This window comes from Pseudomonas sp. P7759, from assembly GCF_013386445.1.
GTDB classification, from domain to species: Bacteria; Pseudomonadota; Gammaproteobacteria; order Pseudomonadales; family Pseudomonadaceae; genus Aquipseudomonas; species Aquipseudomonas azotoformans_A.
This window is the reverse complement of the sequence record NZ_JACART010000024.1, coordinates 1-26,495: the sequence shown is the minus strand read 5'-3', so window position 1 is coordinate 26,495 and position 26,495 is coordinate 1. Positions and strand designations below refer to the sequence as shown.

Sequence of the window (26,495 nt, the reverse complement as noted above, 5' to 3'; positions counted from 1 at the left end):
CCTGAATCCCTCCAGTTCAAAGAGGTCTGCGCCTTCTACGGTGCAGCTATGCACATGGCCTAGGTGCTTGAGCATGGGATAGTGAACGCCATCTTCTTCCTGGACTTTTTACCTAGTAAAAAATCCGAATGGACTGACACAGAATACGAAGAGTTTTTTGACGGTAATTTCTCCAAGACGTTTGGCGCGCTGGTCCATTCCTTGAGAAAAGTGATGACCGTACCGCACGCCTTTGATGACTTGATTCGCAGATCCAACAAGCGCCGGAATTACCTCGCCCATACCTTTTTCCGTGAAAATATGGACGTTCTTTACGCAGGTGGTTTTGATGAAATCGTCACCAGATTAAACGATGACATTGAGCTGTTTCGAGAGGCAGATGCTGCTCTCACAGTCATCCTCGAACCCTTGTGGTTAGAGAACGGTTGGACCATAGAACGGATCGAAGCAGAGGCTGAAAAATACCGAGCTGAATTGCGTAGGTCCAAGCCAGATGAGGTGGTTTGATGATCAGAAGCTGACGGCCCAGCATGTTTGAAGGGAGCTTAACGGCTCCCTTCAGTTAGGCATTCTCTAAAGTACAGGCATAAACTTGCCGGAGAAAGCTGTCAAATTGACTTCTCTGCAATGGCCTTAAATTCTGGATAGAGCTTTCCATTTGCATCACGAAACGATCCACTGACCAGCAAACTGCATTCTGCAAGGGTAAATGGCGAGTCAATATCAGCCCACGATATTTCAATCCTTTTATCTATGCATATTACGGTCACAGGATAATCAAACAAAACAGATTGAACAGAGGCACAAGCACAATTCAAAGCACTAGAAAAAGCCGTTTCCGAATCAATAAAAAAATCTTGATCTAGCAATAGGTTAGGTTCAACCTCAAAAACGTATTTCATAGCTCACCCTTCATATCCTTGAAAAATTCTGCTGATTGTTCATCAGTGATTCCCCTCATGAAAATCTTGAACGATTCAAATTCCTCATCAGATTGAGACTCAAGAATTGGAATCGCACGCAAATCATCAGCAATGTCTCTGCGGCTAATATTGCCAATAATAGACATGCCATTATTCATTTGGTAATCAAGAGAGCCACACTCTCGATTGATCATTCCAAAAGTCAGGAATGAGCTAATGACTTTTTCACGTTTGGGCATATGGTGCTTCGCGAGAGCGACACGAATGGTCTCAAGCCGTAAAAATATGAACCGGATTTTATTCAGGTCACCTCTAAGCTTTTCCACTAGCGCAGGGTCATCAATTAAGCTTTGAATCTCTTTAGAACGTTCTAGAGCAGTCGGATTCGCATATCCGTAGTCTTTGCCTGCTCGCTCAACCTTGTAGGCCAACCCACCGTTGTCGGCGGCTGTAATGTATCCCTTTGCCTTACCTATCCAAGTTCGCAACAACTCATATGCCGAGAAAATCCACATTTGTGACTGCGCAGCAAGGAAACGCTCCTCTTCGGGAGTGGCCTCGCCTTCGTAGTAATGCCGGTGGTATTCAAGCTCCAGCCCCATGATGAAAGGGTCTACGGTAGCGAGATTCATAGCCTGTGTTACGAGGTTTCGATCAGAGCCGAATGCCGTGAGCCCCAGCAGAGCATCGAGCAATTCATCTTCACAGATTTCTTGAGGATTCCGGTATCGGGGAACGTCACGATCAGCCTGATCAGACTCCCAGTCTTCCTGATGCTTGTCATCCATGTAGATCCATCCCAGGCTTTGAATTTGATAGATGGTAAATGCAATTCAACCCTGTGAACAGTAGCTATGAATTTAATGACAGTGTGGAAGATTCAGAATAATAAAATAAAAATCTAAGACTAAACCCTATGCGCATCCATTTCTTTTAGATACTTTATCTGCTTATGAGTTATGACTGTCTCGCCTCGGTAAAGCAGTACCTCTTTGTCATTGAATCTTCTCACAGCGATTCCTACGTCTTTGACCACATCCCAGTTAACCATGGAGTCTAGTTTAACATTGTAGCAATCCAATGAAATTACTGTTTTGCCTGAGTAATCTTTGAAGGTCAAACCCGATTGACTGTATCCATATTCAGAGGCTATGTGCCTTAAAGAATCAAGCAACCATTCGAAATGCGCTAAATATTCGTCATCAGATTTGAATTTAATTTTACTCATGGAAATTTACGTTTGCTTGTGAGTTAAATTATACCAAATGGAATTAGCAAAATTTGCCTTTAAGGTTTTTTATTTTAACAACTCAATCATTACTACATCAAAGCTCTTCGCCATTAAGGCTCCAACCCGCAACATACAACATACTTTTATCGACCTTCTTGCTTGGAGTGGTTTTGTCGTCCAGCACCACAGATTCACGATTGATCTTTTTAGGGATAAACGTACTGTCAACCCCTAGCCCAATCTGCACTCTCCCTCCTTTATCTATGGCGCTTAATGTTTTTGACGATGCTTGTACACGGTTATAAAGATCGACGATATTGTGCGGGAAAATATTACGAGCAAGTTCCTTTCTTTTCAGAAGTATATTACGATGAGGAGAAAGTATCTTGCGCTCACTTTCTGCTTTGTACTTCGTTTCTAGAAGATTAATCAAGCTCAACAACCGTGACCGTTTACTTTCTAAATCCTCACCTGCTTTACGTGCTCGATTAAAACTTCGAAAAGAAGACTTTATCTTATTCCAATCAGATTTGGCTGAAATATCTGTCTGAATCTTTTCTTCTGTAAGAGACTTCAAGAACCAAAAGCTTTTTTTAAATGTGTATATGTTATCGGATTTTTTTAGAATTTCTTCTATATTGAGACTTTGGGAGACCAAGGCTTGAACATGTCCGACTTCAACGAGGGTAATGTCTATCACCAGCTTCACCACATTATCCACCACCCACTCACCTCGACGCTCGGCTACCTGAAATCCAGCGTAATTAGGTTCAAAATCAGCAGGCACTGGGTTTATTCTAAGGACTGCGCAGAACTCAGAAAAGGTAGGAGGAAGGTAGCAACCTACATTCATCGTCAAAATCCGTCTTTGGCATAGGGTGCCGGTACATGAGCTATGTGACCGACTTAATCAGATACTCGCCTTTATTCTTCACATTGCCAACGTCTTTTGAGACGGGATACCACTCAAAATCTTCTGCAGGTTCGCCAAGGTCGCGGGCGATTTCCTTTGCCCGATCCTTCGTCAAACTTGGGGAAAGCCATTCCCGCGCAAGCTCGGGAGAAAGAACTACTGGCCTACGGTCATGAACGTCTACCATCCCCCCTGCAGCATCAGCAGTGATGATCAAAAAGCCCGGTGGCTCATCAGGTGAAGGACCTGGCTCTACCTGGGCCAGTCCAGCGAAGAACATAGGCTTGCGAGTCTTCAACCTGATGAAGAACGGTTGCTTCTTCTCATCACCAGGTATCTTGACCCATTCATACCAGCCGTCCGCTGGGATCAGTGCACGATGGTCAGGGAAAAGAGTTTTATAGAACCGGCCTCGCGCTATGGTTTCGATTCTGGCATTGATCGGCTGTACAACTTTCGGCTTCGGCCAAGACACTTCACGCTTCCAGCCCCAGTGCACGGATGAAATCTGTGGGCCGTCAGGCTCGGCGTGAATGACAGGAACGTCAGTGCTGGGAGCGATGTTGTAGCGGCCAATGGGCGTCTTATCCACCTTGGCGAACAGATCACCTTGGGGGTCGAGTTCCTGCACATACTCATCAAGGCTTCTGAACATCACGAATCGACCACACATAAACCGTCTCCTTCAATCACAGCTTGGGAATCTCGCCTGTGGCTTCAGCAATCGTTGCTAGGGTTTCTTCCATCTCGCCTATCTGGTCTTGAAGCTTCATGAATGACAGGTGAATTGAGTCATCCACATCGACAGTCTGACTGCCCCGGAGAGCATCAACCTCGATCTCAGCAACAGATTCCAATTCAGCTACAGTTGCACGTAACACCCGGAGATGTTCAAAGATCCCAACTAGCAGTGTCTTGCTGTCCTTGCTCATCAGTCCCACCCAAGCTTTTTGATCTCTCTCCGGTACGGTGTATCGATCTGTTCAGGCACGTTTTCCATGTACGCCTTGGCGTGTTCCAACGTCTTGCCGTCCAGGGAGATCAGGTACGAAAGCACATCATCGAGAGAGGGTATCAAGCCTTCAACGTCTTCAAATCGTGGAGGCAAGGCAGTCCATATGACGGCATTGAGCTGCCTATCCGCTGCCCATTTCCCAAGTACACCAACCGTAGAACTGTTGATGGTAAAAACACCCACTCCATCAGCTCTATCATCGGGAATCTGCTCACGTATGCGGAGGGCCTGCACAGCCTCATCGAGTGACTGAACGTCTAGGACTGCCCAAAGCACCTGACACGGTGGAGCGTTGAGGCATATCGCCGTTGCAAGCTCCCCACCATCCCCAACCCGTGAAAACTCGATAGGCAATTCAGGCCCGTCACTGAACCAGTCTGAAGCTAAAGGCAAAGCACCAGGCTTCCATATCAGCGATCCCCATCCAAGGCATGCAATTTTCAAGTCTCGATCCATCCATTTAATCGTAGGTAGAAATTTGGATACCTCCAATGGAGAGAAATTCATAAAAAGTTTTGGACTACAAAACTAATATTTGGGTTGAGCTGGCATTTCCCAGGAAGTGTTAACCCGCCCTTCTCCTAAGATGACTCCAAGTTCTTTTAACTCTGATTCGGAAACTGGCAATAACTTTTGGTGAAGGCCAATCATCTGCTGACCGGGGCTTGATAGATCTGCAAAGGTAAGCCCCATCCAAAAGAAGGCCAAATTTTTATCGCGAGTGACAAGAGTGACCTTTAGCTCTGGCGCCTGTGTCTGGAGAACATTAGTAAGCATAATCAAAAACAGATCATACATAGAGTTGTATGCGTCTTCTTCCGTGTAAATCGCTTTTGGCTTGATAAGCTTTTGAGCCGGATTGAAACCTTGTTCAGCAGAAGTAGCACTTATACAGGCAAGAAATACGATGTGGCTTACGGAGATATTTTCATCCCTAGCTATCTGAGCCATGGCCTTCCACCTATCGACTCTTTTATTACGTGCTGGTGAATTAATCACCAATGGAGCTAACTTAATGAGAAGGCGCATTCCTTGCAAAAAATACTCACGAAACTTATCTGCCAAAGCCAGAAAGTGTTCTAGGTCCGAATCGGATTCGGGCCAGGTTTTTACGTGGGGCAAAGCTCTCGATAAGGTCTTTAAAGCAGCGCAATGTTGTTCAATAATTTTTTCTGCGGAAGGAATTTTTCGCTCATTACTTTCCAGTGCATAAGATATTGTATGAATAGTGCATGAACAGTTCTTGTCACAGATATAGTCTAAAAAATCGTTACGCTCTCTTTCAGAAGACATTTCACCATTTGAAAATCTAGCTTGAATTTCAGAAACCAGATTTCTGTCGGCAATAATATTCCCTTTAGAAAAAGCATAAAATATAGGAACCCATCCGCCTTTAACCAAAGCAAAACACGAGTTATTAAAACTTGGTCCAACCGCAAAGTCGGCTTGGAATCTATTACCAACGGGCGGAAACGTTTTATCCCATTCAGGTTTTCCAGCAACGACACCAGCAATTTTAATCTTTAAGTCTTTCGAATCAGAAAAATCCAACCAATCATCGAGTGTAAGTGGATGAGGTTGAACGTCCTTGAAATATACGATTCCATTAGAACCAGTTTCATCACAATGAATAGGCATTTTCATGAAAAGCTGGGTGTCGAGAGCGGCGCTATGCATTTCTATCCCTTTAAATGTAGTGGCTGGAAGTCGATAGTAGCCTATCCTCCCTTACCTCCACCGGTTAGCACTGACCAATAATTTTATGCTGCATGTACGACCTCTCAATGCCCCGTCGAATGACGCCGGGGCATGTTGAAGGTGGAACCTATGAATAGCTCTAAGAGGTGCTTTCAGCTCGGAGGGTGCGGATTCAGAAGGAGCTGTAAGGACAGGGACCGACCAAGACGAATTTATCAATGTCCATCGATAAAAATCTCTGAACAGAATCTTGAACCATTTCAGGAATGATTAGCCTTTCCGGATCGCATCCAAAAGCTGATCTCGCAACCCTCGACCCTGATCGTCCTTTTTCTGCGCCATAAGGTAAATCCCCTTACCCCCGGATTTTTTAGCCCAAAGCTCACCGATGAGGCGCTTCTCTTTACTGTCATCATTGCTCACACGGTCGCCTCCCTTGTACTCAATCACGAACAGGCGTCCGTCCTTGAGACGAGCTACAAAGTCTGGATAGGTCCGTTGGGTCGCCGTCGGCATCCAGAACTGGGTAGCGTGAACAAGATTCCTTACCCAAAATTCGACTTCATCCAGAAGCTCAATCGCCTGCGCACAAAGGTATTCCTCTGCATCCTCCCCCTTCGACGTTTTCCAAGGAAGCATGCCGGGGAACGGGTAGTAGTGCTTCTTGAACTTAAATGATCCAGAGTAGTACGAGGTAGCAGGATACAACGCCATGTCAGCAGGGTAAGTAAACGCATGGTCGGGTTCTGAGGACGTTACCAGCTCCAAATCATCATGGAACAGTGCCTGTTGAAAGCCCTTGTCGTAGGCGTTTTTCTTCGCAAGCAACAGTTGCTCACCAAGCTTCCTACGAAGGATGAACTGTCCTTTCAACAGTTGGGATAGCGAGAATCCACGATCATCAATCAGTCCCATTACTGCACGGCGTAACCACTCGCGAAGCACAGGCTGTTTGATAGATGGCTCACGGATTTCTTGATCCAACCAACCAATCAGGTCCGAAACGGTACGGTCCTGCGCAAAGCCAGGAAGATAAGTACCGACATCGTCTTTCACATTCTGGAACTGGACTGTTTTGTCATCGAGATAAACCTCAAAAGTCATACTCGACTCATCAAACCGGAAAGACGACAGGTCTGGTGGTGACGACAGCAGATCCCAACTGAATGAGGCAGAGACAGCCCCACGGTCTACAAGCTCAAGCTCACCCTGCTCAACTGAGTAAAGGCGTGGAACCTGAAACACGACGCCCCGCTCACTAGGAGCTTTTGCAGCGACGCTCATTTGTTGGTGCCGTTCAACTTCAGCGGCAATTGCAGCTTTTTTTTCTTTGCCAGAAACGCTAGAAACAATGGCTTCAACAGTCAGTAAATCCAGCTCGTCCGTCAGCTCAATCGTCCCACCAGGTCCATCAGATGAAAGCACGAAAACGACTCGCTCGTGATCGCGCTCTGGGATCTTGGTGAAATCAGGGGCTTTGGAGACTTCAACCTTCGTGACCGGTAATTCTGGCGTACCGACTTGCCCACCTTGCAGAGGAAGTTCTGCAGTCTTTTCCTTACGGATTGCAGCCGCCGCTTCCATCGGATTGAAGCCGATACTGATGAGCGATTGGGTCAACTCGCCAGCAGCACGTCCAAACGTATCTGTAGTGACATGAGCATAGGCTTTGCTCATTGCTTCCTGACGCCGAGGTACTGCATATGGCATGCGCAGGACACGACCAAGAAGCTGTTGAATATCTTTGTCAGATTTCACCTGCGCGACGGAACAGAAAACGTAGGCAAACGAGCAGTCCCAGCCTTCTTTCAACGCCTGTTTGGTGATGATGACTTCTATGGGACAGTCTTTGGCAAATAGGTCAATCCCATCAATTTCCCGCTGTGTGCCGGTCGCGATAGCAATAGCTTTCTCGTCCACCCCATCAGTGTCGATGAGGTGCTGCTTTACCTCTTCAACCGTCGCTTCGCTCTTAGCATTTTCAGCCTGGATCAGCAGGATTGGACGAATGTATTCCGGTTCACCGAGTGCGGTTTTCGAAAGGGATTTGCGCCGAGCTACTGCACTGCTCACTGCAGCCTGCCATTCCCCATTGTGTTCCTTCAGGATCACAGGGAATTTGATCATGTTTTCTGCTTTTAGCTCGAATGCAGAAACACTGACCAGTACGTTCGAGCTGGACACATCAGGGGTAGCTGTAAGCTCTACCACAGCCTTTGGACCTAGACGCTCATACACAGTGTACGAAAGCGGTGTTGTGGCGTTGTGCGCTTCATCCATGATGACCAATGGACCATGAAGCTTGAGAAGGTTGGCGAAAGAGGCAACGGCTTTCCCGTCTTTCCCTTTATCAAGATGTTCGAGCTGTTTGGCAGATCCTGTGAAATGCCCCTCAAGATCCTCGTGATGCTCGTAGACCTTTCGCCCCTCTTCTTTATCGACACGTAAAGCAGCCACTGTGGAGATCACCACGCAGACCTTCGTGATCAAATCTGCCGGACGTATACGGGTGAATTCTGCCACATCGAAAACCGCGACCTGCCCACCAAAAGCATCATCAAGTTCCTGGCGATACGGATGGCGATGGTCACGAAAAGCTTCAATCGTTTGATTCTTAATCTGTGTAGTCGGCACCATCCAGAGAACAACTGGGTATTGGCGCTCGAGGTAAGACGAACCGCAGATTTGGATGATATGGGCACCCATCACCGTCTTGCCGCCACCGGTAGGAATCCGCAGACAAACGTAAGGTATTTCAGGCAAACCAGGCATCAGTTTGTATTCACTGACAAGCCCAGCATCAACAGTTTGCTCAAACGCCTTCGATGGTCCTTCTAAACGAGCCGCGTCGAGAAATTTTTCAAGGCTAGACAATGCGCGGTTTTGATACAGCTTTAGAGTTAGAGCCATGGTCAGCGAGCCTTAATGTCGTATGGGGTTTGCCGGAAAGTAATCTTCGATTCCAAAAGAAGCTCAGACGGAATTGCGCACGCCTCCCCGTAAATCACCATAGGACCATCAGTCTTTGGCAAAGCTTTGAGTATTCGCTTGGTCAGGACATTGCCTCCTGCCGCAGTCAGATCACCGAGTATGCCGTTGAACAGCAGAAAATAAGACGTGCCCTGATGCTCACCAAGGAAGGGAGATTTTTCAGCGGATGACGACCGAGCCGTGCCTGTTTCAGCAAACCATACGTGAGCCGCTAACTGCTCAAAGGAAATACCTTCTCTGATGTGACCAGCGTCATCGAAAACTGGAACACCCAACTTGTAGTAACGGTAGCCTCCGCCGCCATTCCAGCCCAAGGCTTCTGAGATACCACCCTGTTCCCCGTTCACAACCTGAAGCAAGCGTGGACCGCAGAAAAGCCTAGCGTTTGCGGACATCTCAATGCCAATCCAATTGCGCTTCATTTTGTGCGCCACAGCAGCCGTGGTGCCGGAACCAAGGAAGCTGTCGAGTACCAAATCACCAGGCTTGCTCGCCACTTCCAGAACCTGTCGTAGAAGGCGTTCAGGTTTCGGTGTATCAAAGGCTTCAACATCCTGGAACAGAGCCAAGATTTCCTTTTTTGCTTCCTCTGTAGTGCCAGCGTCCATGGCATGCCAAAGCGTCATGGGCACAAGTCCTTCGTCCTCCCAGGGAAACCGCTTCAAGCGAGGTTTGCCCTTGCCGTCCTTCGGGAAATAGACACGGTTTTCGGATCGATACCGATTGAATTCTGGCTCCACCGATCCCCAGCAACGCCCTTTCGGAGGCAAGTGAACATCACCTGAATCGCTAGTGATTGGATACATCTGGTTGGGTCTGAAACCTTGAGCCGAGAACGGAATCGACCGCCACGGACCACGGGGGTCATTATCTGGATTCCCGTAACCCTTATCGTTGGAGGGAAGCAGGTTGCGATACTTCTTCCACTTGGAAGCTTCCATTTTTGCGTACACAAGCATCGTGTCATGAGAGGAGCCTACAGCCGCCCGGTTTTCGCGAGACGTGCGTTTCTGCCAAATGATCTCCGCAATGAAATTTCTACGACCAAAAATCTCATCGCAAATGACTTTCAGGTAATGGGCTTCGTTATCGTCAATTGTTATCCAGATCGAGCCTTCTTGACTCATCAGCTCACGTAGAAGCTCAAGCCGTGGATAGATCATCGACAGCCATTTCGAATGTTCTAGGTTGTCATCGTAACGTTCGAAGGCGGATTTCGTGTTGTAAGGTGGATCGATGAAGATGCATTTCACCTGACCAGCGTAGTACGGAAGAAGCGCCTTGAGCGCGTCGAGGTTATCGCCTTCGATCAGCATGTTCGGAGAGTCAGGCTCTCCATTAGACAGTTCAGCAACCGGCTCAAGCAGACGGTAAGGCGCTAGGGCAGCTCTCGTCAGGTCGGCATCACGGTTAAACCAAGACAATAGAGGCATTCGAAAAGGGTTCCAAGGACGGCTAAATCAATCCCCTACTTTACCTTCTTTAGATGACGGCTAGCCATCGCATCAGCCCCAAGATAGCGGAATGCGGGTCGGTTAAAGACTGCATGTTGGTACAAACCCTGAAGGACCAACCAGCCCCCAGACTCGTTCTCACTGCCAGGGATGGGCGGCCCCCCAAGGACGACTGGGACACAGTGAAAGGGTTTAGCTCAGCACATGGCCAAGCTCATTCCTGATCGCTTTTCAGCCGTATCAGGCCCGAAGAATCGTGTAGGCAATAAAGGGCGCGAACATGTGGAACATACACAACCTCCATGAACGTCATGGCGAGCTTGGGGAAGACCCGTGGAAGGACTACGGCAAAATAAAACAAACGATCACTGCTGATATGCGTCGAATGATTGGACTCAAAAAATAGGAGGCTTCATGGATAACTACCACATCACAAAGTCTGGCGACCATTGGATTCTCAAGAAGCAAGGTGCTGAACGGGCGTCGAAGACTGCTGATACCTAGGCTGAAATCATCAAGCTAGCGGTTGAGTTTTTAGAAGGCAAAACCGCCTCCCTGAAAATCCACAAGGAAGATGGGACCATCCAGGAAGAACGCACCTACCCGCGTAGCTCTGACCCTACGAAATCGAAGGGATAAATCAGGAATGTAAAGCTCTCTCGAGGGCTTTACACTAACCAAAAAAAACCGCCTCTGTGGGCAGTCTGTTTTTTTGCATTATACAACTTGTCAAATCTTTAGTCTGGACTTTAAAGCCGGCTTGTTTTCACTTAACAAATTATCTTTAACCTTTAAGCTACTTAAGGCATCTATTACATATTCAGATACTGCTTTCAACCCATACTCCAACGTGGGTCTTCCACCGTTTTCATGCAACGCCGGAACATAAAAAAACAAGTCTTTAGTACCATTGCTAAATTGTACTTTGGAGGCAGATAAAGCATCAGTGGTGCCAGCATAACTAGCAATCTCATCGCTAAACTGCAATATGGAGAGTGACTTAGAAATATCAATCTTTACATGGCCTTTCTGAAATTGTCTTTTCAACTCACTCAATGATGCCTCACTTAAGATAGCCTTGACTATGTCACGCCCTATCAAGATACTTTCTAAATTATCTTCAACTTTAACTCTAGCTGGATCAATACCGGCGGCTTTGATAATTTTATCTTTATCATTAGCGTACCTAGCATAATATCCTTGATCTGCTTGAGCGCTACCACCATCTACAGTGATACAGTCTTGCTCAGCGTTGAATCTAATAGAGCTTTTTATTGACTCATTAATCAAATCATTTAGTTCATCTTTTTTTAATCTCGAACTCATTTTTATCACCTTACACTATGAAGACTGAATTACCCTCATTCCATCCATTATACCATTTTGAAAAAAGGAACATAATTAGAAGACTTTAAGGCTGCTTTGTAGATCCTATTGAAAGCTTTAAAAATCTTCTCAAATTCTAAATCCTGAACTTTACGACGAAAGCACTTTTTAAAAATATCATCACATAGATACCTTGCTTGAACATCGCAGCAGTCGTTATCACATCTTAAACATTCATTCCACGTAGCGAACATTAATCTCGAAATTATTTCGTAGACCGGCTTACGTTTGGGATGAATCATGAAACCTGAAGTCCTATTATTGAAACCGCCGAACATTGGAAACGATGACTTATGCGTTTTTAATTCTGCTTCACATTCCTCCCTGCTCATAAAATCGAACAACACTGCATAACCGTCTGTAGTAACCATTTTGGAACCCTACCATTCAGAATTTTATAAAATAATTATTAACGCGCCCTGTGCAAAACTTGTAGGCATTCAGTCACGTAAACTTCATTCGAAGCTTCAGTACGAGACTTTAACTTTTCCGGTATGCATTGCAGTATTGTTCAAAACTGCTTTTAGAAACGTGAAAGCGTTTCAGTTAATGCATAAGATTTAAGCAACTATCAATTGTTATGCGGGTTTAAAGCGCGGATACAGACCTTCATACTCATCAGGTGTGTAGGCTTTAACAAAATGACCACCACCGATATCTATAAATCCCTGCTCTGCCAGGCTAGGGCTTTCTGAATACCCCCAAAGAGTAAGACCTACATCCTTAATCCATAGTTCTTCTTTGAGGCTACACTCACCTTTGTAAGCGCCCACTACCAATGGTTTTACTCGATTCGATATACGCGTTAGAATTATGGCGAATGAAAGCATTTCGCAGCATATCAGATGCGAAATCAAACATCCTTTAAACTTTTCCAAGATTATTGGAACAATACGATGCGGGGCACCATTCAACGTATCAAATCTAAAAACCAAAACCACATCAGTTTTATTAGTTATTTCAAAATTGAAGGCTTCTGATTCACAACCCCAAATCTCGCTCTCCAAGTCACCTTTTAGAGGGGCAATCTTTTCGAAATCAAAATAACGCCTGCCTTCGTCTTCGCTAAAACAAAAATCAATTATCTTAATTAAATCTTCTTTATTACCATGAATTGCAATCTCATTTCTGAAAATGTTAGCCATTTAACAATACCGGGTACGCCCCTCAAAATGAGGCAGCGGAAAAGACTTTAACTTTTCTGGCTTGCACTGCTGAACTCAATCAGCCTTTAGAAATAGAGCTATTTCAGGTAGTGCAAATAAGGTGTACTTTAGCGATTATCGTTAGGAAACCTTGAAACGTGGACGCAGCTCCTCAAGCGAAATACCGAAATGAACCTTCACATAGGTATTCCCTACTTTTACAAACCCACGTTTTTCAAGGTTGGGTTTTTTTGAATAACCCCATAAGTATTTGGCTTCATTTTTGATGTATTTTCTCCAAACTCCACCATCATCATTCCACTCATGGCATTCACAGCCAATGCCTTGGATGCGGGGATTCATCACGAAACGAACCGCCTCAATAAGCAATTCACAACATGAGCGAACATTGAACGTAAGGAGAGTGTATTTATTCATAAGTGCAAAGCATACGTGGAGAGGTGTGCAATTATTGGTATCAAACCGGAAAACGATTTTCGTGGAACTCACATGACAAAATTGAAAATTGAATGCTTCACTTTCGCTTCCCCAGACGGTATCCATTTCTTGCCCATCCAAAGGAACAATCTTCTCCAAATCGAAATATTGACGCTCAGTTACACCATCGCCTAAAACCTCGACAATAAACTTCTTAAGTTCTTGCTCTGTGCCTTTTACTTCATATTCTGTGCGGTATACGTTAGCCATTGTGTTTGCCTCATATTTTCGAATCCCTGTGATTCGATGAAGCGAACTTTAATGATTTCAAAAACATTGTCAAACAACCAAAATCAAGAAAAAACAGGCTTTTATTCAGTCGGAAAATATTAAATCCAAAATGATGATTTTGATAAATAACACATAGAGACTCACACATCGCTGCAGCTCTTAGCTTCTCAGGGCTATAGGTCATTTAAGAAAAGGACATGACTTTTTTGGAAAAAAATAAAAATCGGATTTTTTGGGAAATGCTGCTCACCTCTGCCATTTCTGATAGACAAACTCGATCAGGTACAAGGAGATCGATTAAAACGATTTTGAAAAAAATATGTGGATCACAGCTTCAGAACAGAGAACAAAGCAACCTAACAACGTCTGATCTTTCTCACAGCTCACCACAAGCTATCCAATGTGATGGGGTAGGAAGCAGAGCGAGAGCTTCACACTGCCTATCCAAGGAGGGTGGAAGATCCACCAGGAGAATGGCAAATGGGTAAAAAGGCAATCGGCTTATCAGCCGGAATTCACAAAGCAAAATGGTATAATTTAGAAAACAAAACCTATTACTAATGCGTCAATTAGCTCTCGCTCTTCTTCTATTGCCTTTCATGTCTCTGTCTCAAGCATCTGCATCGGAGTGTGGATTCAAAGCAGACAACAAAACCGTAGACCCAAATTCAATGGTTCTCTGCCCGAATAACAAATCATTACAGTTACTGACAAGTTCCTATGGTGAGGGGGTGATGGTTTTCACAAAGGATCAGGACGAGACCTACGCAAAAATCCAAAATGAAAAATCAGAATCACAATTAAGGTTTGACGAATCAAACCAAGAACAGACAAGAAGAGATAAAGAATTTTTTCGCAGCGTTGTATATATAATCGCACTTATAGCCGGTTTAATATTGATTGCTCAAATTATTTTCAATGCTGCTCTTGGAAATTTTGCTGACAAAAAAAATGAGAGCGGAGAAACGGTAGAGGCAAGATACAGCTTGTTGACCAACCTGTTTTTAGCAGTTTTTGCAGTAGGTTTAATTGGGTTCGGCCTTGTTGGCCCTAAAAACTCATTATCAATCATTGATTCTGTTGGCATTAGACTCACGATGATTGGTAACTCTTTAACTCAATATGAAATGCAGCTCTATACCTACATGCTCCAAACGGGAGGACTGGAAAAGAATATTGTTGATCCAGACACAGGGGTTAAGGATGATGTATCGCAGACCCAAGCGGCCTATACTGCGTCTGCATGGACAGAACAACTCATACTCAAAGCTATTGTTGCACGACATTCAAGCCAGCATTACAACGACATCTTCTACAAAAGCGATTCCTCAAATTGGGTAGTTTCAGATTCTCTTTATGATTTATCTAAAAAAGAAGATGTGAGCTATACCTTTGAAAAATACAGTCCAAAAGGAGATCTGCTTTTCGAGCTAGACCCTGTAACGGTTTTCAAATCAGAGTTAAATGCTGGTGCAGCGAATTCTTACTTTCAAGCAGTTCGATACGATAAAAGATACAGAGACGAAGCTGATTTAACAACGGTCGAAGCTACTGCTAATCAGCTTAAAAACGAATTATTGAGTGGGCCATTTGATAACAATCGCGCAGGGTATGAAGATATAAAAAATATTGCCATGTCGATTTTTTATAGAGATTCAAGAGCAAACACTTACCTCAAAGAACTTCCCAATGATTTCAAGCTGGCTGATAACGCTGCAGTGGTAATGCTGAACCTCATCTGTGCAGAAAATCTACAGCTACGCATGTCTGCGAAGCAATATATAGATGCCCACAATGGAAGTGGCCCTAAAGGCACAGGATCTATTTTTTGTGTGGGCGATGACTGGAACGTCAAAGGAGAGGAAAACGCAGACGTTTATAAGAAGCAACTCTTCGAGACCAGAAAAACCCTTGAGACGAAATTGAGAGGTAGAATCCTTGCGTACAATGATGCTTTTAGCAGCGCATTAACAAATGACTCATCTTTGACCCAGTTGAAAAAGATGCTTCAAGAAGGTGATTTGACCTTTCTATTTTATATTTTCAATTACAGCGAAGACACCAGCTACACAAGCGCAGCTCAAAACATGTTCAACGACAAGGTGTTGATAATTTCAGAAAGAAAAGCGGTCGATTTCTTTCTGGACGATGAATGGGCTAGAGGTCATGGATACGATCCTGATTATTCAAGTGCAATAAACATAAGCCAATATGTCAGAACCTATTTCGAGAAAACAGAAAGCGCGAAGCTTCCGAACATTGTAGATTCAGATGCTATTTCACAAAAATTGATTTTTGATAATGGCACTGCAGCAGGGATGAACAAAGACCTTCAACAAGGTGCAGGGCTTGCATTTGAAATGCCTATGACCGCTTTGCAGCGTTGCAAAAACACAATCACACACCCTTTAAAATGCTATCAGATGTACGCCACAAGCATCAGCAAAACGGCCAGTGACCTACGTGCTGTCGGCTTGAGCCTAGCGATCACTGGTCAAATTGCTAACGACTACGCAAATTCCAAATTGGCAGATGTGCAAGGTAAAAGTGCCGCGAACATAGGGAAGAAAGACAAAAGTAACGCAGTAGTTTCTTTTTCTCAAACAGCAACATTCATTGCTGCGGGGATAGGAACAAGTCTTGTCAAGATGAGTATCACACTCGACCAAGCTAGTAACTTCTTAAGATTCTTGCCGATGTTGATTTCAATATTGCCTTTTTTTGTGCTTTTGTTGTCTCACAAATTCGTTACCTTGATGACAATCCAGCTTTCGCCATTTTTCCTTTTGGCATTCTGCCGTTTGAATGACGCTGACAATTTCGCATCCATGAGAAGCAATCTTTTAGCTTTCGCTTCTAGCATTATCTTTGTGCCGTCTGTAGTCATGATGACTGCATTGCTGAATTGGGAAGTGAGTCGAGTCATATTGTTGTACACAGACAGCTACTCACATTTTGAAGCTGGCGGTATCTTAGATAACGTGGTTGGTTTCGTCGTTGAATTCATCAAGCCAGTGATTGTTTCTATCGTATCAACCACATTGAGCCTTCATTTCCTCAACAGAGTACTTAACTTAATGAATGGACACGTTATGTTTTCAGATTCGGGAGAGCGAATCATTGCTGTCATGATTAGCTTTTTAAGCATGTTATCTTTTGGATCAGTGAATCTAATACTAAAATTAAGCTCTGGATTAATGGACTCTGTAAAATCTTACAATCAGCGGTAATCGTATCCCAAAATTGAAGGGCTTGAAAATGTTATAATACAACAAACAAGCCCTACACCATGAAAATCATTACCTATGTATTTTTAATAGTCTTATCGACTATTTCATCATTTGCTAACGCTGATAATATTGCTACCAGAGCAAACGCTCATATGCAGTCATTAACAGAAGAAGAACGTGCGGCATCATTTACCGGCCCACTCGCGGAATCAATGTTTGGCTGTGAAATGACGCAGAGTGCAGTACAAGGTGATGAATTTGGGAAGCATGAATGCGTAGGCAACAATAACCAGTTTAACAGTGGAACGTCAAAAGTACTGAACTCTGCAATTTTTTATACGCTCAATGCAATTTCTATCATAGCTGGTCTGATATTGAGCAGATTCATTTACCTAAAGATATTTGCCGCTGCCTCTACCAAATTCAAGGATAAGAAATCAATTATCACAGCCGGATCTGTTTCAGCCATTATTTTAATATTTGCATCTCCTGTTTTTGTGAACGAGCAAGGTATTAGGTACAACCTTTTCACAAAGCTGGCTATTCAGGTCGTGGTTAAAGCGCTAGACGTTGATGAAACGCATCAGTTTGAAGAATCACAAAAAACACGGGTTGAATTCCCTAAACGTTTCGTTCCGAACAAAGATTCTGGCGGAGCGATAAATGAATATAACGCGATTAGCTTTCAACTCTGCACTTCTAGTATGTCTATCCAAGAAGCTGCTAAACAGCAAATAATCAAATTCACAATTGACGAATCGAAAGGAGAAATTAAAGCTTTCCATCAGGTTGGTAGCTGCATTCTAGACATTAGCTTTTTGGTAGACATGAATACAGAAAGCATCTCCAAAAGATTTGGGCTCCCAAGCTACTTAGATTCTGCTATAGAAACAGCCAAAAGGATCGTGGAAACAGAGTACACACTGAATGCCAAGAAGATTGCAGACAACATCATAAAAGCGGGTAGGCCCACCTTGGGTGTGGCCGATACCTATACTCCAGGCCAGCTTGATTGCAACGACGAAGCCAGTTTCAACCTTAGAGGGATGAGCCCTAGCAGCATCAAGGACTACGCCTTTGATGCGGCAAAGTGCATGCATGGGCGTGCAATAGATGAGCTGAACAAAGTGCCAACATACACAGAGTCACTGATGCCAGCAGACAGAAACGTCAGGATCTGCTCGACGATTGACCATAGCGCAGGGCAAGGGACAAATCTAAATCAGGACTCAAGCTCAACATCGTTTGTCGCTGATGAAACCCTAGAATCGACGTTGAGGGCGTGTGTAGAGCGTTCTTGTGCAGAGGATTCAAGCCCAAAGAACTGTTCTGACTCAATAAACTTCTACAATGTTTACTTTAATAATCGTTTCATGACGAACCCGAACATATTGACTATTCTGCCAAAAATCTTGTTCAAGGAATTTCAGAACAATCAGTACTCAACACCAGGAGAAACGCTAGCTAACTCAATGAAGGTTGATATGTACCAGTCTGGCAGCATTTTAATATCTGAGAATAACAAAAAAGTCATTTTCACAGTTGACTATGAAAGGGCTGAATCAGACATCAATCTTCAATATTTTTTGAACAATAGCCTTGATTCAGTTCAGCTTACTAAAACCTCTAACGACTGGTCCGCTGGGTTATTGAAAGCAGTGACAGTGGGAGACAATGGCGTACTGGGTATTGATAAGCTAATCGACTGCCTAAATTACCCAAGCTCCACAACACCGAGTGGCAGGGAATGCGGCTCTGTGTTCGTTGAAATTCAAAATTTTGGTCAAGCACTGGTATTCACTGCGTCATTAATAAAAGCTGAATTGCGTGTAAATCAACAATTGAGAAAAAATACCCAAAGCAGAAGCAAGGAAGCAGCAGCCGTAAACGGAACAAAAAGTATTATAGATTCTGCCATAGGTTTTTTCGGAACGACTGGGGGTAAGATTGGAATTGTCTCTGCTGGTATAGCAGCGTCCGCTGGATTCAATGACATTTACAACCCTGTTGGCTTAAACATCGGGCCTGAAGCAATGGTAGCCCTTGCGGTCGTGGTCAGTGTCCCGCAGATGCAAGAGTTCCTGGACTCTCTGTCATCGACGTTGCTATCACTTGGCTACATTCTCATTTGGTCTATTCCTATAGCCATCAGCGTGAGCGTAGTAAGCGTAATCATTACTTTAATAGTCGCTTTAGTCGGCTTCCTCTTGACCTCAACAGCTTCATCACTGCAGATAATTAACGGCACGACCGTAGACAGGAAAACTGACTACCTCAAATTCATAATAGAACTGGCAATGCTGTTCATACCAACTGTCTGCTACACATCAGTTTTGTACATGACATTCAGATTCATAAAGGCTTTGTTCATATACAAAATCATAACATTGGAAATGTTGACCGGCTCATTGAGCGTTTCGTACACCATAACGAGCATTAGTGATATATATTCAACCCTTGTAGCAATTTGCATCTACCTATTTGTTGTTTTATTCATCTGTGTTCACATGATAAGAAAAGTATCGAAGATTAGAGAAATTATGAAAGTTATTCTTTTCTCGAAACAAGACTCAAATCTACCAGAGCATGCAAATGATATTGTTTTTGCCCCTAACAGGTATCACATGTAAATAGATTGGCCTTACGGCCAATTTCTGATTTGGGAAATGCTATAATTTGCAAAACAGCCTAATACTATAATGTCAATCAAAATTGAGAAACGAAGCGCACGATACACAGATGAAGAAAAACTAGAAATTCAGCAACAGTTTGACTACTCGTTAAGTCAATACTGTGAAGTCGATAATCTTTATAAAATCGCAAAAATCACTGCCCTATTTTTTCCCTATGCATTTTTTGCGACATCAATACCTATAATGAGACTGATACGTTCAAAAAACAAAATCTTCAAATTTTGGGTTATAGCTCCACTCATAATAATTTCCCTTTGGGTCTTCGCAAGCATATACATTTGGTACGCGTACTTTTCACTTTATGCGAAAGGCTTACAAGAGAATTTTCCTTTAGTGATATTTTTTGGATGTTCAGCTTGCCTTTACATTACAGCCATTGCTTTCAGACAATTAAGTAAATTTTTGTGGACCATCAGAGAGTTCATTTATTATAAAAACGTTGGCAGAGTTCAGCATTTCAAAGCCATTTTAGCTATGCGCAGAAAGAACTCTGGATTCAAAAATTTCTTAAGCAGCTTCATGAAAAGGGTCTGATAAAACGAGGGCATGTATGATGCAATGCCTTCGGCAGATCATCCCCAGGATGATTAATCCAATGTCTGATGATTCCATCCCTAATGAATGGCCCTTAATAAAATCAAAAAAGCTTTGTGCCGTTTACAGGCGACACACGGGATGCATCGCCCCATTCATTCATACAACCCTATTGCGTCAGCGAACGCCTTCAGCCCCCCTCTGCTTTCCATAGCCTATTCCTGCCAGCGCACAAATTAACGCAACGAGGAAAAATTAAACGTGGTGCCGAATCAATCCCTCTCGACGCTGTCACAGCCATAATTATGGAGAGGACGGCGTACATGTCTATTCGCATACTATTCTGTTTACTGCTATTGCCGATGCTCGCAGGTTGCCAGTACCTACCCCACACCAATTACTTCGTCGCTCCAGACAATGAATCGAATCCTGCTTGGATTCGTATCGTCAATTTCACCCAGCATGCTGCAATTTACCAATCCGTAAACGGTGTGAAGACGGGTGGTGTAGTCCGTACCGGTCTTCTTCCCTTTACCCATACACAGGATATCGGCATGCCTAAAGCGGGACAAAACCTAACCTGGGACTATTATGAGTCAACGATTCGACCAGGGCTCGAAACCAGCGTCTACACGTCATGGGAGGGATCGCGTACTAGGACCTGCTTCGTCACGACGAAATTCACACCAGAAGCTGGGCGCTACTATCAGTTCCTACTCACGTCAGGCTCCAGTGGGACATGCACGCTATACCCCACCCTGATTGAGCGTGATAAAGAAAGCGCAGGCTGGCATCTAGTCCCCAACAAAAACGTAACCTACGAATACGACGGACCTACCGCCAAGACCTTCTATACCAACAGTAAATTCGAAGATTCCAACTATCAGCCACCGCCTGAACTGTATCCCGGCACCGACGTTAGGTAGTGGCAACACTGAGCAGGTTCACAGATGAAGCTAAAGCCTCTGCACCTAGTTGCTGATGTGAAAAAACCATGCGCATACCGCCCAAATGTCTCAACAATCGTGTTGTTTGGCCTTGAGGTCGAGGGTGAGCACGAACCGCCGATATATATGGAGATTCGATTCTTGGACTACGACAGCCAACAAATTGAAGGAGACCATTTGATGCACTCGCTGGAGGAAGCCTTAGAATCCGCTAAACAGGATTACGGGATTTTTAGGGATGATTGGCGCGAGATGAATGAAGTGGAAATTGCCCGGATTCCTTGGTCGTGATGTGGTGGTCACTGCTGCAGTTGAGAGTGGTTTGCTAGGATGCAATCACTCAACTGCCGTTCAGAGCATGATCCGAGGCTTACTATTCTAGCGATAGAATTTGTCAAAGACCTTCACACCCAACAGCCGGGTATACTCCAGGAGTCGTAGGTTCAGGGAGTTGACCGTATGGACAAGGAATTCAGTTACAACCCTTTAATTCCGTGCATTGTGCTGCACAACGGTCAAGACGTTGGGGCAATGGTGGATGGCAAGCTCTACAGGTTCGATTCCAGCCTTACTGCGCAAAACCAGCATGCAGAGGCAGGATTCCTTGTGGATAACGTACTATTCCAGTACGGAGAACCCATAGGCAACCTTGAAGGAAGAAGGCTCATCATCGACAGCGGTAGTGAAATCCTAGAGCTGGTTGAAGCCTAACCGCCCTTCTCTGCTCCATTGGTAAGCTGACTACGTGCAGCATCGAGGGATTCCAATAGGCTCTGTGAGTAGCTGACTGAATCAGCTAGAGCCACTTCTGCAAAGCCCGTATCAACGTCTACGAATTTCTCAACAAACGCCCTGCAGTACTCCTGCCATTCCCCATCCTCACCCAAGCAATAAAGCCCAAACCAGCAGGCGATGATCTGGTGTACGTGCATAGCATTCCTTGCCGCCTCTCCTAGTGTCCGTAGAAAGGCTTCGCGGTCATCAGAGACCGAGAATTCACGGAAAGCTTGTAGGTGCTGATTCAGGTTCAGGACACACGCAGACACGTCAAAATCTAGCTGAATGCGCTCCCTAGGGTTGTACCTGTTGCGTATCGGTCGAGACATGTGAGGGCGCCCTGGAAGAAGTCGATCTGATCCTAACTCCAGATCTCGAAGCGAAGCCACTTAGGAATCACAGAAAGCGAAAAGCCCGCACGATTGCGGGCCTCTCTAAAAACAAACCTAACTAACAAGCAGCGGACTTTACTAAAAGATGAACAACTTGCTGCTTGCCTTTATAGTTTAACATTTATATTTAAAAATAAAGCCCAGAACGGAAAAAATCTTAGAAATTAGCTTTTATCTGTTCAAATGCTATAATTTAATAACAACAAACTTTACTAAAATGAAATCAATTTTCTCAACCCTTACAGCATTGGCTTTTTTAACGTCTCCCTGCTTTGCTTCCGACCAATCAAATCATCAATCCTTAAACGCTGGGCTTACTGACACAGCTATTCTTTACCAGCTTGCGCAAGCAACAGACTCAATTCATCATTCCTTGATTAAAGACCAACAGAATGAAAAAATCCAACGAACAATAGGATCTATAGGTTTCGTAGATATGGACGCACAGTCACGATATTTTTTAGACTCTGAGAAGGCATTAAACCTCAACCAAAATAATAAATACGCTCTGACTGTAGATAATAAATATTAAAGTACTGGTAGCGATTCTAAACAAAACATAAGCCCTTACGAGCTTTTATTTTCCCTCAAACATCAGTTTGACATTAACAAAATGCTATAATTTGAGGACAAACAAACCTCTACTAAAATGATAAAATCTATAATTTTCACTTCTCTAGCTTTAATCTCAATTTCATCCTTCGCTGCAAATCATAATGAAGAAACTTTAAAAGCTGAAACAGGTTTCACTAAATGTGAAGACTTGGATCAAGTCAGCTACAAAAGAAGACTCTTCACGATAAACGAATCTGGCGTAAAGTATTACATCAACAAAGGTAACGGCGTTGATTTAGCTGAACCCCATGAAGGCGTGGCACCTGAAAAAGCTACAGCATCACCTGATATAGCTGGTGATGGATGGGAAATTATTGTTGCTTGCCATACACCTACAAATGAATACACGCCATACCAGTCAATCGAGCATGATCAAGTTTCCAAGCCTTGCCCTAACAAATCAGACAAAGGTGAAATTAGCGTCTACAGAGATTACACATTGTGGAATGATAATGTTAAAACAGATTTTACATTAGACGAAGTTAATCTTTGCGAATTGGGACAAGCAAAATCAGACGAATCATTCGAAGACACTGGTGATTACGACGAAACCGTAGACGCTTCGTAACAGCCGCTTGTCAATTAAAGCCTCCTTTTGAGGTTTTAATTTTGGTCTCACCAAAATATGGAATCGGCAAAATGGTATAATTAAGCTAATAAACAAACCTTTTGAATCATGCAAAAACGAATTATTGCGTTACTCACGCTTTCCATAATTGGACTTACAAACACAGCAAATGCTTACACATGGCCTGCAGACCAGCTTTACGAAGAATCATTGCTTGCTGAATCTGTCGCAGTGACATGCTTCAACAAACCGCATGGACAACAACAATATAGACGTTTATATACCAACAACCCAGATGGTACTAAAAATTATATTAACAAAGGAAATGGGGTATATACACAAAGCTTTTCAAAAAATGATGATGGATATGAACTGACAGTAGATTGTTATGACCTAACAACCGGACATATAAGCGACTGGGATGTTGGGTACGATTCACAAGTCACAAAATGCGAAAACCAAAAAGCGGTTGGAAACGTAACCAAGTACAGAAAGTTCATAAAATGGAAAAGTGAAAATTTAACAAGCAATTTAAAAACCGGCTTTGAAGTATATTCAATAATCGACAATTGCAAAGCGCCAGAATTTACAAAGCAATCTGAAACTCAAAAACAGAATTGCCCTTCGGGTTACACAGGACAAATCGTAAATTCTAGAACGTACAATTTATATTCAGACGGTACAAAAGATAACTATTCAGATTGGACTAAAACACAGGATACCTGCGTTTCAAGGCAAACAGAATCAGAGTGGAAAGCATGCCCACAAGCAGATTACGTGGGTCAAATCGTTAACGAAAGAACATATGACTTATATTTAGACGGCACAAAAAACAACTATTCGGCGTGGGTTAAAACACAAGATAGCTGCCAATTAATGAGTACAAAAACCGTTGAAAACTATAATTGCGCAACGAAAGCACCAACTCACCCCCTTGGATTCACATTAGAAACGTGGACTAGAACAATAAAAAACGGCATTCCAACAGAATGGTATTTGAATCCCTTTTACCCTGTAAAAAAAGACAACTGCTATTATTTAGAAGATAAGGTGACGAGCACTGATGTAGCCTCATGCCCTGTGGGTCAAACTGGAAAAATTATTAGAGAAACGCACACAAAAACTAAAAGATTCTTTTATGACAATTGGCAAAACGTTTCATCGTCTACCAGCGTTGAAAAAGAAAATACTTGTAAAGCAACAGGTCCTGTTACTGTTGAAATCAAGCCGGGTTCAGAAACCGTAAGCTGTGATTCTTACTACGGCACAGAGCAAGGAACGTACACAGGTAACGTTTCAAAAACCGGCGACAACATCACAATCTTTGACCCGGTTTCAGGAGCGACGAACACAACGTTTCAAGCGAAAAGCCAAGACACTACATCGTGTGTAAAAGAAATCACTACGACTACAAAAGAACTCATAGAAGAAGAATGCCCTGCTGGTTTCCTTGGAAAAATCACAAAGTATTTAATCAAGGCCGAAAGCTCCACTGGTACGGTTTACCCATACGGAACCATACCAATTCTTGATTCAAATACCTGCATTGCTGTTTCGGTAAGCGATGAAATAAACGCACCAAGCGCTGAACATTTGCAATATTCAGTTCTTTCAAACTTGAGTTTCACTACAACATCAATTTCAAAAAGCGATTTGATAATCGACCAACTCAATAAAATTGACACATCAAAGCTTGAAGGCAAAACCTATATCATGAATGTCAGCGCTGATAACTTAAGCGCTGGGGCATTTGATAGCACAAAGATTTCAAACCTTGTGAAAACCTTTAAGACAAAATTAGGCACACAATCGACAAGCGTGAAATTAACGTCTGCGCCGGTCACTCTAGATAAATACATTGGTCAAGATGGTTTGACACAATCAAGAATTGCAAAAGAGAAATTAGCGCTTTCAGGAACGAGTATTGATAAAGGTACAGTCACTGTTAAGTACGTTTCACTTGCAAAACCTACCCCTGCGCATTACAGCTTTACCGTGAAGGTCTTTGAATAACATAAGCCACCAACAGAAGCCCTACGGGGCTTTTTTTGTGCCTTGAAATCACCGCCTTTTTTCTTTGGTGGTCATTCATCAGAAGGTCATGAGCTTCACCGCATGCTCCAATGCATTTTCCCTCGCTTCGACGTGGCCCTGGCTCATGAGGAAGGCCAACACGTCATCACCGCTGTAATGCTCTGCAAATGCTTGCCTAGCCACTCTCCTATCTATCACATCATCGATCACGGCATCACCAAGAAGCCTAGATTTGTACACCAGCGTTTCACGTAAAGCCTTTAGGTAGAAAGCGGTGTCATCAGGGCTACCAGCTCCAACAGCAGGCGCTGTGAGCTTCATTCCCCTTACCTTCTGTATCTGATCCACACATTCAGTGCAGGAGCGCTTTAGCGAGCGATTGCAGGTCACGAATGAACCGGTGCCGTGGTGCTTGAATCCAGCAGCGTGAATAGGTGCTTCAAGGCTCTTTGGACGAGGTACGCGCAACGTGCTGACACTCTTATTCAGAGCCCACACGAACATCTGTGCGTTGTAGGCGTACTGGTCATCAGCTTTATCCTTATCGATCCTACACACCAGGTCGTAAAGGTTGCTGTGCAGGCCACCCTTGATCGTATTCACCATTGTTGGGGCAAAGCCAAGGCTAGCCAGGTCGTTCAGCTTTAAGGACGTGACAGAGCTAATCGTGAGGTAGTGGAAGGTCTTTGACTTCGGGACAATCGTCACGTCATACCCTTCAATATTCTTAGCGCTCATCAGCTTGAAAAGCTTGTCGGTCATCAGGTCATCAGCAGTGAAGAACTGATCCTTCACCCCCTGCGCGTTGTAGGCTTTCAGGCAGAAAGCCGCCTTCTCTTTCGTAATCAAGGATTCTGTAGCTGGGTTGAATATGACTTGGAACTTGTCAGCTTCAAATGATGCTAACTGATTTTTAAAATGGTCGATTCTAGCTATTTTTGTTTTTGTCATTCTTGTTCTCGTTTATTGTTATTTTCTCCTTACGGAATGGTATTGGTAATTAGAATGGGATAAGCCCATCAACACCTTCTTGATTCATATCATTATTAAATTGCTTATATTTCTTGAATTTCTCTTTACAAATCTGCCCATTTACCAACGCAGCAGATCTAAACGATTTGTTCAATGCGCTAGGCATTTTCATCTTCTCTTCAATACTACCTTTACAAGCAAACTGGACATTCACCTTAAAATTCGTTTCACCACCAGTCCTATTACTA

At 43.7% G+C, this 26,495-nt stretch carries 23 protein-coding genes and 3 pseudogenes; 11 read left to right on the top strand and 15 right to left on the bottom strand.

The annotated features are described in order from the left end of the window. The first annotated feature begins 81 nt into the window (after window positions 1-81). Entirely contained in the window at window positions 82-507 is a 426-nt protein-coding gene (locus tag HX823_RS19140; protein WP_177076079.1) for a hypothetical protein, read from the top strand. A 101-nt stretch (window positions 508-608) separates the two neighbouring features. Here HX823_RS19140 and HX823_RS19135 read toward each other — a convergent pair whose 3' ends face one another. From HX823_RS19135 to HX823_RS19090, 10 genes are all read right to left on the bottom strand, one after another. Beyond that, window positions 609-902, bottom strand: a complete 294-nt coding sequence (locus tag HX823_RS19135) for a hypothetical protein (RefSeq protein ID WP_141690855.1) — start codon at window positions 900-902, stop codon at window positions 609-611. Next, the gene (locus tag HX823_RS19130) at window positions 899-1,711 is read right to left on the bottom strand and encodes a hypothetical protein (protein WP_177076077.1); all 813 of its coding nucleotides are present in this window, start codon (window positions 1,709-1,711) and stop codon (window positions 899-901) included. The genes HX823_RS19135 and HX823_RS19130 overlap by 4 nt, the downstream gene beginning before the upstream one ends. Window positions 1,712-1,830: 119 nt before the next feature. After that, window positions 1,831-2,151 (bottom strand): hypothetical protein, encoded by a 321-nt coding sequence (locus HX823_RS19125; RefSeq protein WP_177076075.1) that lies wholly within the window; start codon window positions 2,149-2,151, stop codon window positions 1,831-1,833. A gap of 97 nt (window positions 2,152-2,248) precedes the next feature. After that, window positions 2,249-2,941, bottom strand: coding sequence for a hypothetical protein (locus HX823_RS19120; RefSeq protein ID WP_177076073.1), 693 nt, complete (start codon window positions 2,939-2,941; stop codon window positions 2,249-2,251). 106 nt (window positions 2,942-3,047) lie between these two features. Further along, a complete protein-coding gene (locus tag HX823_RS19115; RefSeq protein WP_177076071.1) occupies window positions 3,048-3,740 on the bottom strand; it encodes an SOS response-associated peptidase in 693 nt (230 codons plus the stop codon). A gap of 16 nt (window positions 3,741-3,756) precedes the next feature. Further along, complete coding sequence (locus HX823_RS19110; protein WP_177076069.1) at window positions 3,757-3,999, bottom strand: hypothetical protein; 243 nt, start codon at window positions 3,997-3,999, stop codon at window positions 3,757-3,759. Then, window positions 3,999-4,526 (bottom strand): hypothetical protein, encoded by a 528-nt coding sequence (locus HX823_RS19105; protein WP_177076067.1) that lies wholly within the window; start codon window positions 4,524-4,526, stop codon window positions 3,999-4,001. The genes HX823_RS19110 and HX823_RS19105 overlap by 1 nt, the downstream gene beginning before the upstream one ends. Window positions 4,527-4,610: 84 nt before the next feature. Beyond that, entirely contained in the window at window positions 4,611-5,759 is a 1,149-nt protein-coding gene (locus tag HX823_RS19100) for a hypothetical protein (protein WP_177076065.1), read from the bottom strand. A gap of 291 nt (window positions 5,760-6,050) precedes the next feature. Continuing rightward, window positions 6,051-8,690, bottom strand: a complete 2,640-nt coding sequence (locus HX823_RS19095; RefSeq protein WP_177076063.1) for a DEAD/DEAH box helicase — start codon at window positions 8,688-8,690, stop codon at window positions 6,051-6,053. A gap of 2 nt (window positions 8,691-8,692) precedes the next feature. Further along, on the bottom strand, window positions 8,693-10,204 hold the full coding sequence (locus HX823_RS19090) for a site-specific DNA-methyltransferase (protein WP_103451233.1): 1,512 nt from the start codon (window positions 10,202-10,204) through the stop codon (window positions 8,693-8,695). 185 nt (window positions 10,205-10,389) lie between these two features. On the opposite strand from HX823_RS19090, the pseudogene HX823_RS32040 reads away from it, so the two are divergent. Next, window positions 10,390-10,631, top strand: a pseudogene (locus HX823_RS32040) (hypothetical protein); the annotation flags it as partial. 8 nt (window positions 10,632-10,639) lie between these two features. Next, window positions 10,640-10,864, top strand: a pseudogene (locus tag HX823_RS19085) (DUF2188 domain-containing protein). Between the two features lie 90 nt (window positions 10,865-10,954). Here the strand turns inward: HX823_RS19085 and HX823_RS19080 are convergent. The 3 genes from HX823_RS19080 to HX823_RS19070 form a co-directional block, all read right to left on the bottom strand. Next, on the bottom strand, window positions 10,955-11,551 hold the full coding sequence (locus HX823_RS19080; protein WP_177076061.1) for a hypothetical protein: 597 nt from the start codon (window positions 11,549-11,551) through the stop codon (window positions 10,955-10,957). A 638-nt stretch (window positions 11,552-12,189) separates the two neighbouring features. After that, window positions 12,190-12,756 (bottom strand): hypothetical protein, encoded by a 567-nt coding sequence (locus HX823_RS19075; RefSeq protein WP_177076059.1) that lies wholly within the window; start codon window positions 12,754-12,756, stop codon window positions 12,190-12,192. A gap of 141 nt (window positions 12,757-12,897) precedes the next feature. Beyond that, on the bottom strand, window positions 12,898-13,464 hold the full coding sequence (locus tag HX823_RS19070; RefSeq protein ID WP_177076057.1) for a hypothetical protein: 567 nt from the start codon (window positions 13,462-13,464) through the stop codon (window positions 12,898-12,900). A gap of 581 nt (window positions 13,465-14,045) precedes the next feature. On the opposite strand from HX823_RS19070, the gene HX823_RS19065 reads away from it, so the two are divergent. The 8 genes from HX823_RS19065 to HX823_RS19030 all read left to right on the top strand — a co-directional run bounded on the left by HX823_RS19065 (window position 14,046) and on the right by HX823_RS19030 (window position 25,254). Further along, the gene (locus tag HX823_RS19065; protein WP_177076055.1) at window positions 14,046-16,715 is read left to right on the top strand and encodes a hypothetical protein; all 2,670 of its coding nucleotides are present in this window, start codon (window positions 14,046-14,048) and stop codon (window positions 16,713-16,715) included. Between the two features lie 59 nt (window positions 16,716-16,774). Next, window positions 16,775-19,345 (top strand): hypothetical protein, encoded by a 2,571-nt coding sequence (locus HX823_RS19060; protein WP_256350172.1) that lies wholly within the window; start codon window positions 16,775-16,777, stop codon window positions 19,343-19,345. A 920-nt stretch (window positions 19,346-20,265) separates the two neighbouring features. Then, window positions 20,266-20,868: a hypothetical protein gene (locus tag HX823_RS19055; RefSeq protein WP_122752452.1), complete on the top strand. Its 603-nt coding sequence runs from the start codon at window positions 20,266-20,268 to the stop codon at window positions 20,866-20,868. A 24-nt stretch (window positions 20,869-20,892) separates the two neighbouring features. After that, a complete protein-coding gene (locus tag HX823_RS19050) occupies window positions 20,893-21,180 on the top strand; it encodes a hypothetical protein (protein WP_159937147.1) in 288 nt (95 codons plus the stop codon). A gap of 168 nt (window positions 21,181-21,348) precedes the next feature. Further along, window positions 21,349-21,600: a hypothetical protein gene (locus tag HX823_RS19045; protein WP_177076053.1), complete on the top strand. Its 252-nt coding sequence runs from the start codon at window positions 21,349-21,351 to the stop codon at window positions 21,598-21,600. A gap of 675 nt (window positions 21,601-22,275) precedes the next feature. Continuing rightward, window positions 22,276-22,590 (top strand): hypothetical protein, encoded by a 315-nt coding sequence (locus tag HX823_RS19040; RefSeq protein ID WP_177076051.1) that lies wholly within the window; start codon window positions 22,276-22,278, stop codon window positions 22,588-22,590. 117 nt (window positions 22,591-22,707) lie between these two features. Continuing rightward, a complete protein-coding gene (locus HX823_RS19035) occupies window positions 22,708-23,241 on the top strand; it encodes a hypothetical protein (protein WP_177076049.1) in 534 nt (177 codons plus the stop codon). 108 nt (window positions 23,242-23,349) lie between these two features. After that, window positions 23,350-25,254, top strand: a complete 1,905-nt coding sequence (locus HX823_RS19030) for a hypothetical protein (protein ID WP_177076047.1) — start codon at window positions 23,350-23,352, stop codon at window positions 25,252-25,254. Between the two features lie 78 nt (window positions 25,255-25,332). On the opposite strand, the gene HX823_RS19025 is transcribed toward HX823_RS19030, so the two are convergent. Both HX823_RS19025 and HX823_RS31850 read right to left on the bottom strand, forming a co-directional pair. Further along, complete coding sequence (locus HX823_RS19025; protein WP_177076045.1) at window positions 25,333-26,226, bottom strand: hypothetical protein; 894 nt, start codon at window positions 26,224-26,226, stop codon at window positions 25,333-25,335. Window positions 26,227-26,275: 49 nt separating this feature from the next. Continuing rightward, window positions 26,276-26,495, bottom strand: a pseudogene (locus HX823_RS31850) (hypothetical protein); the annotation flags it as partial.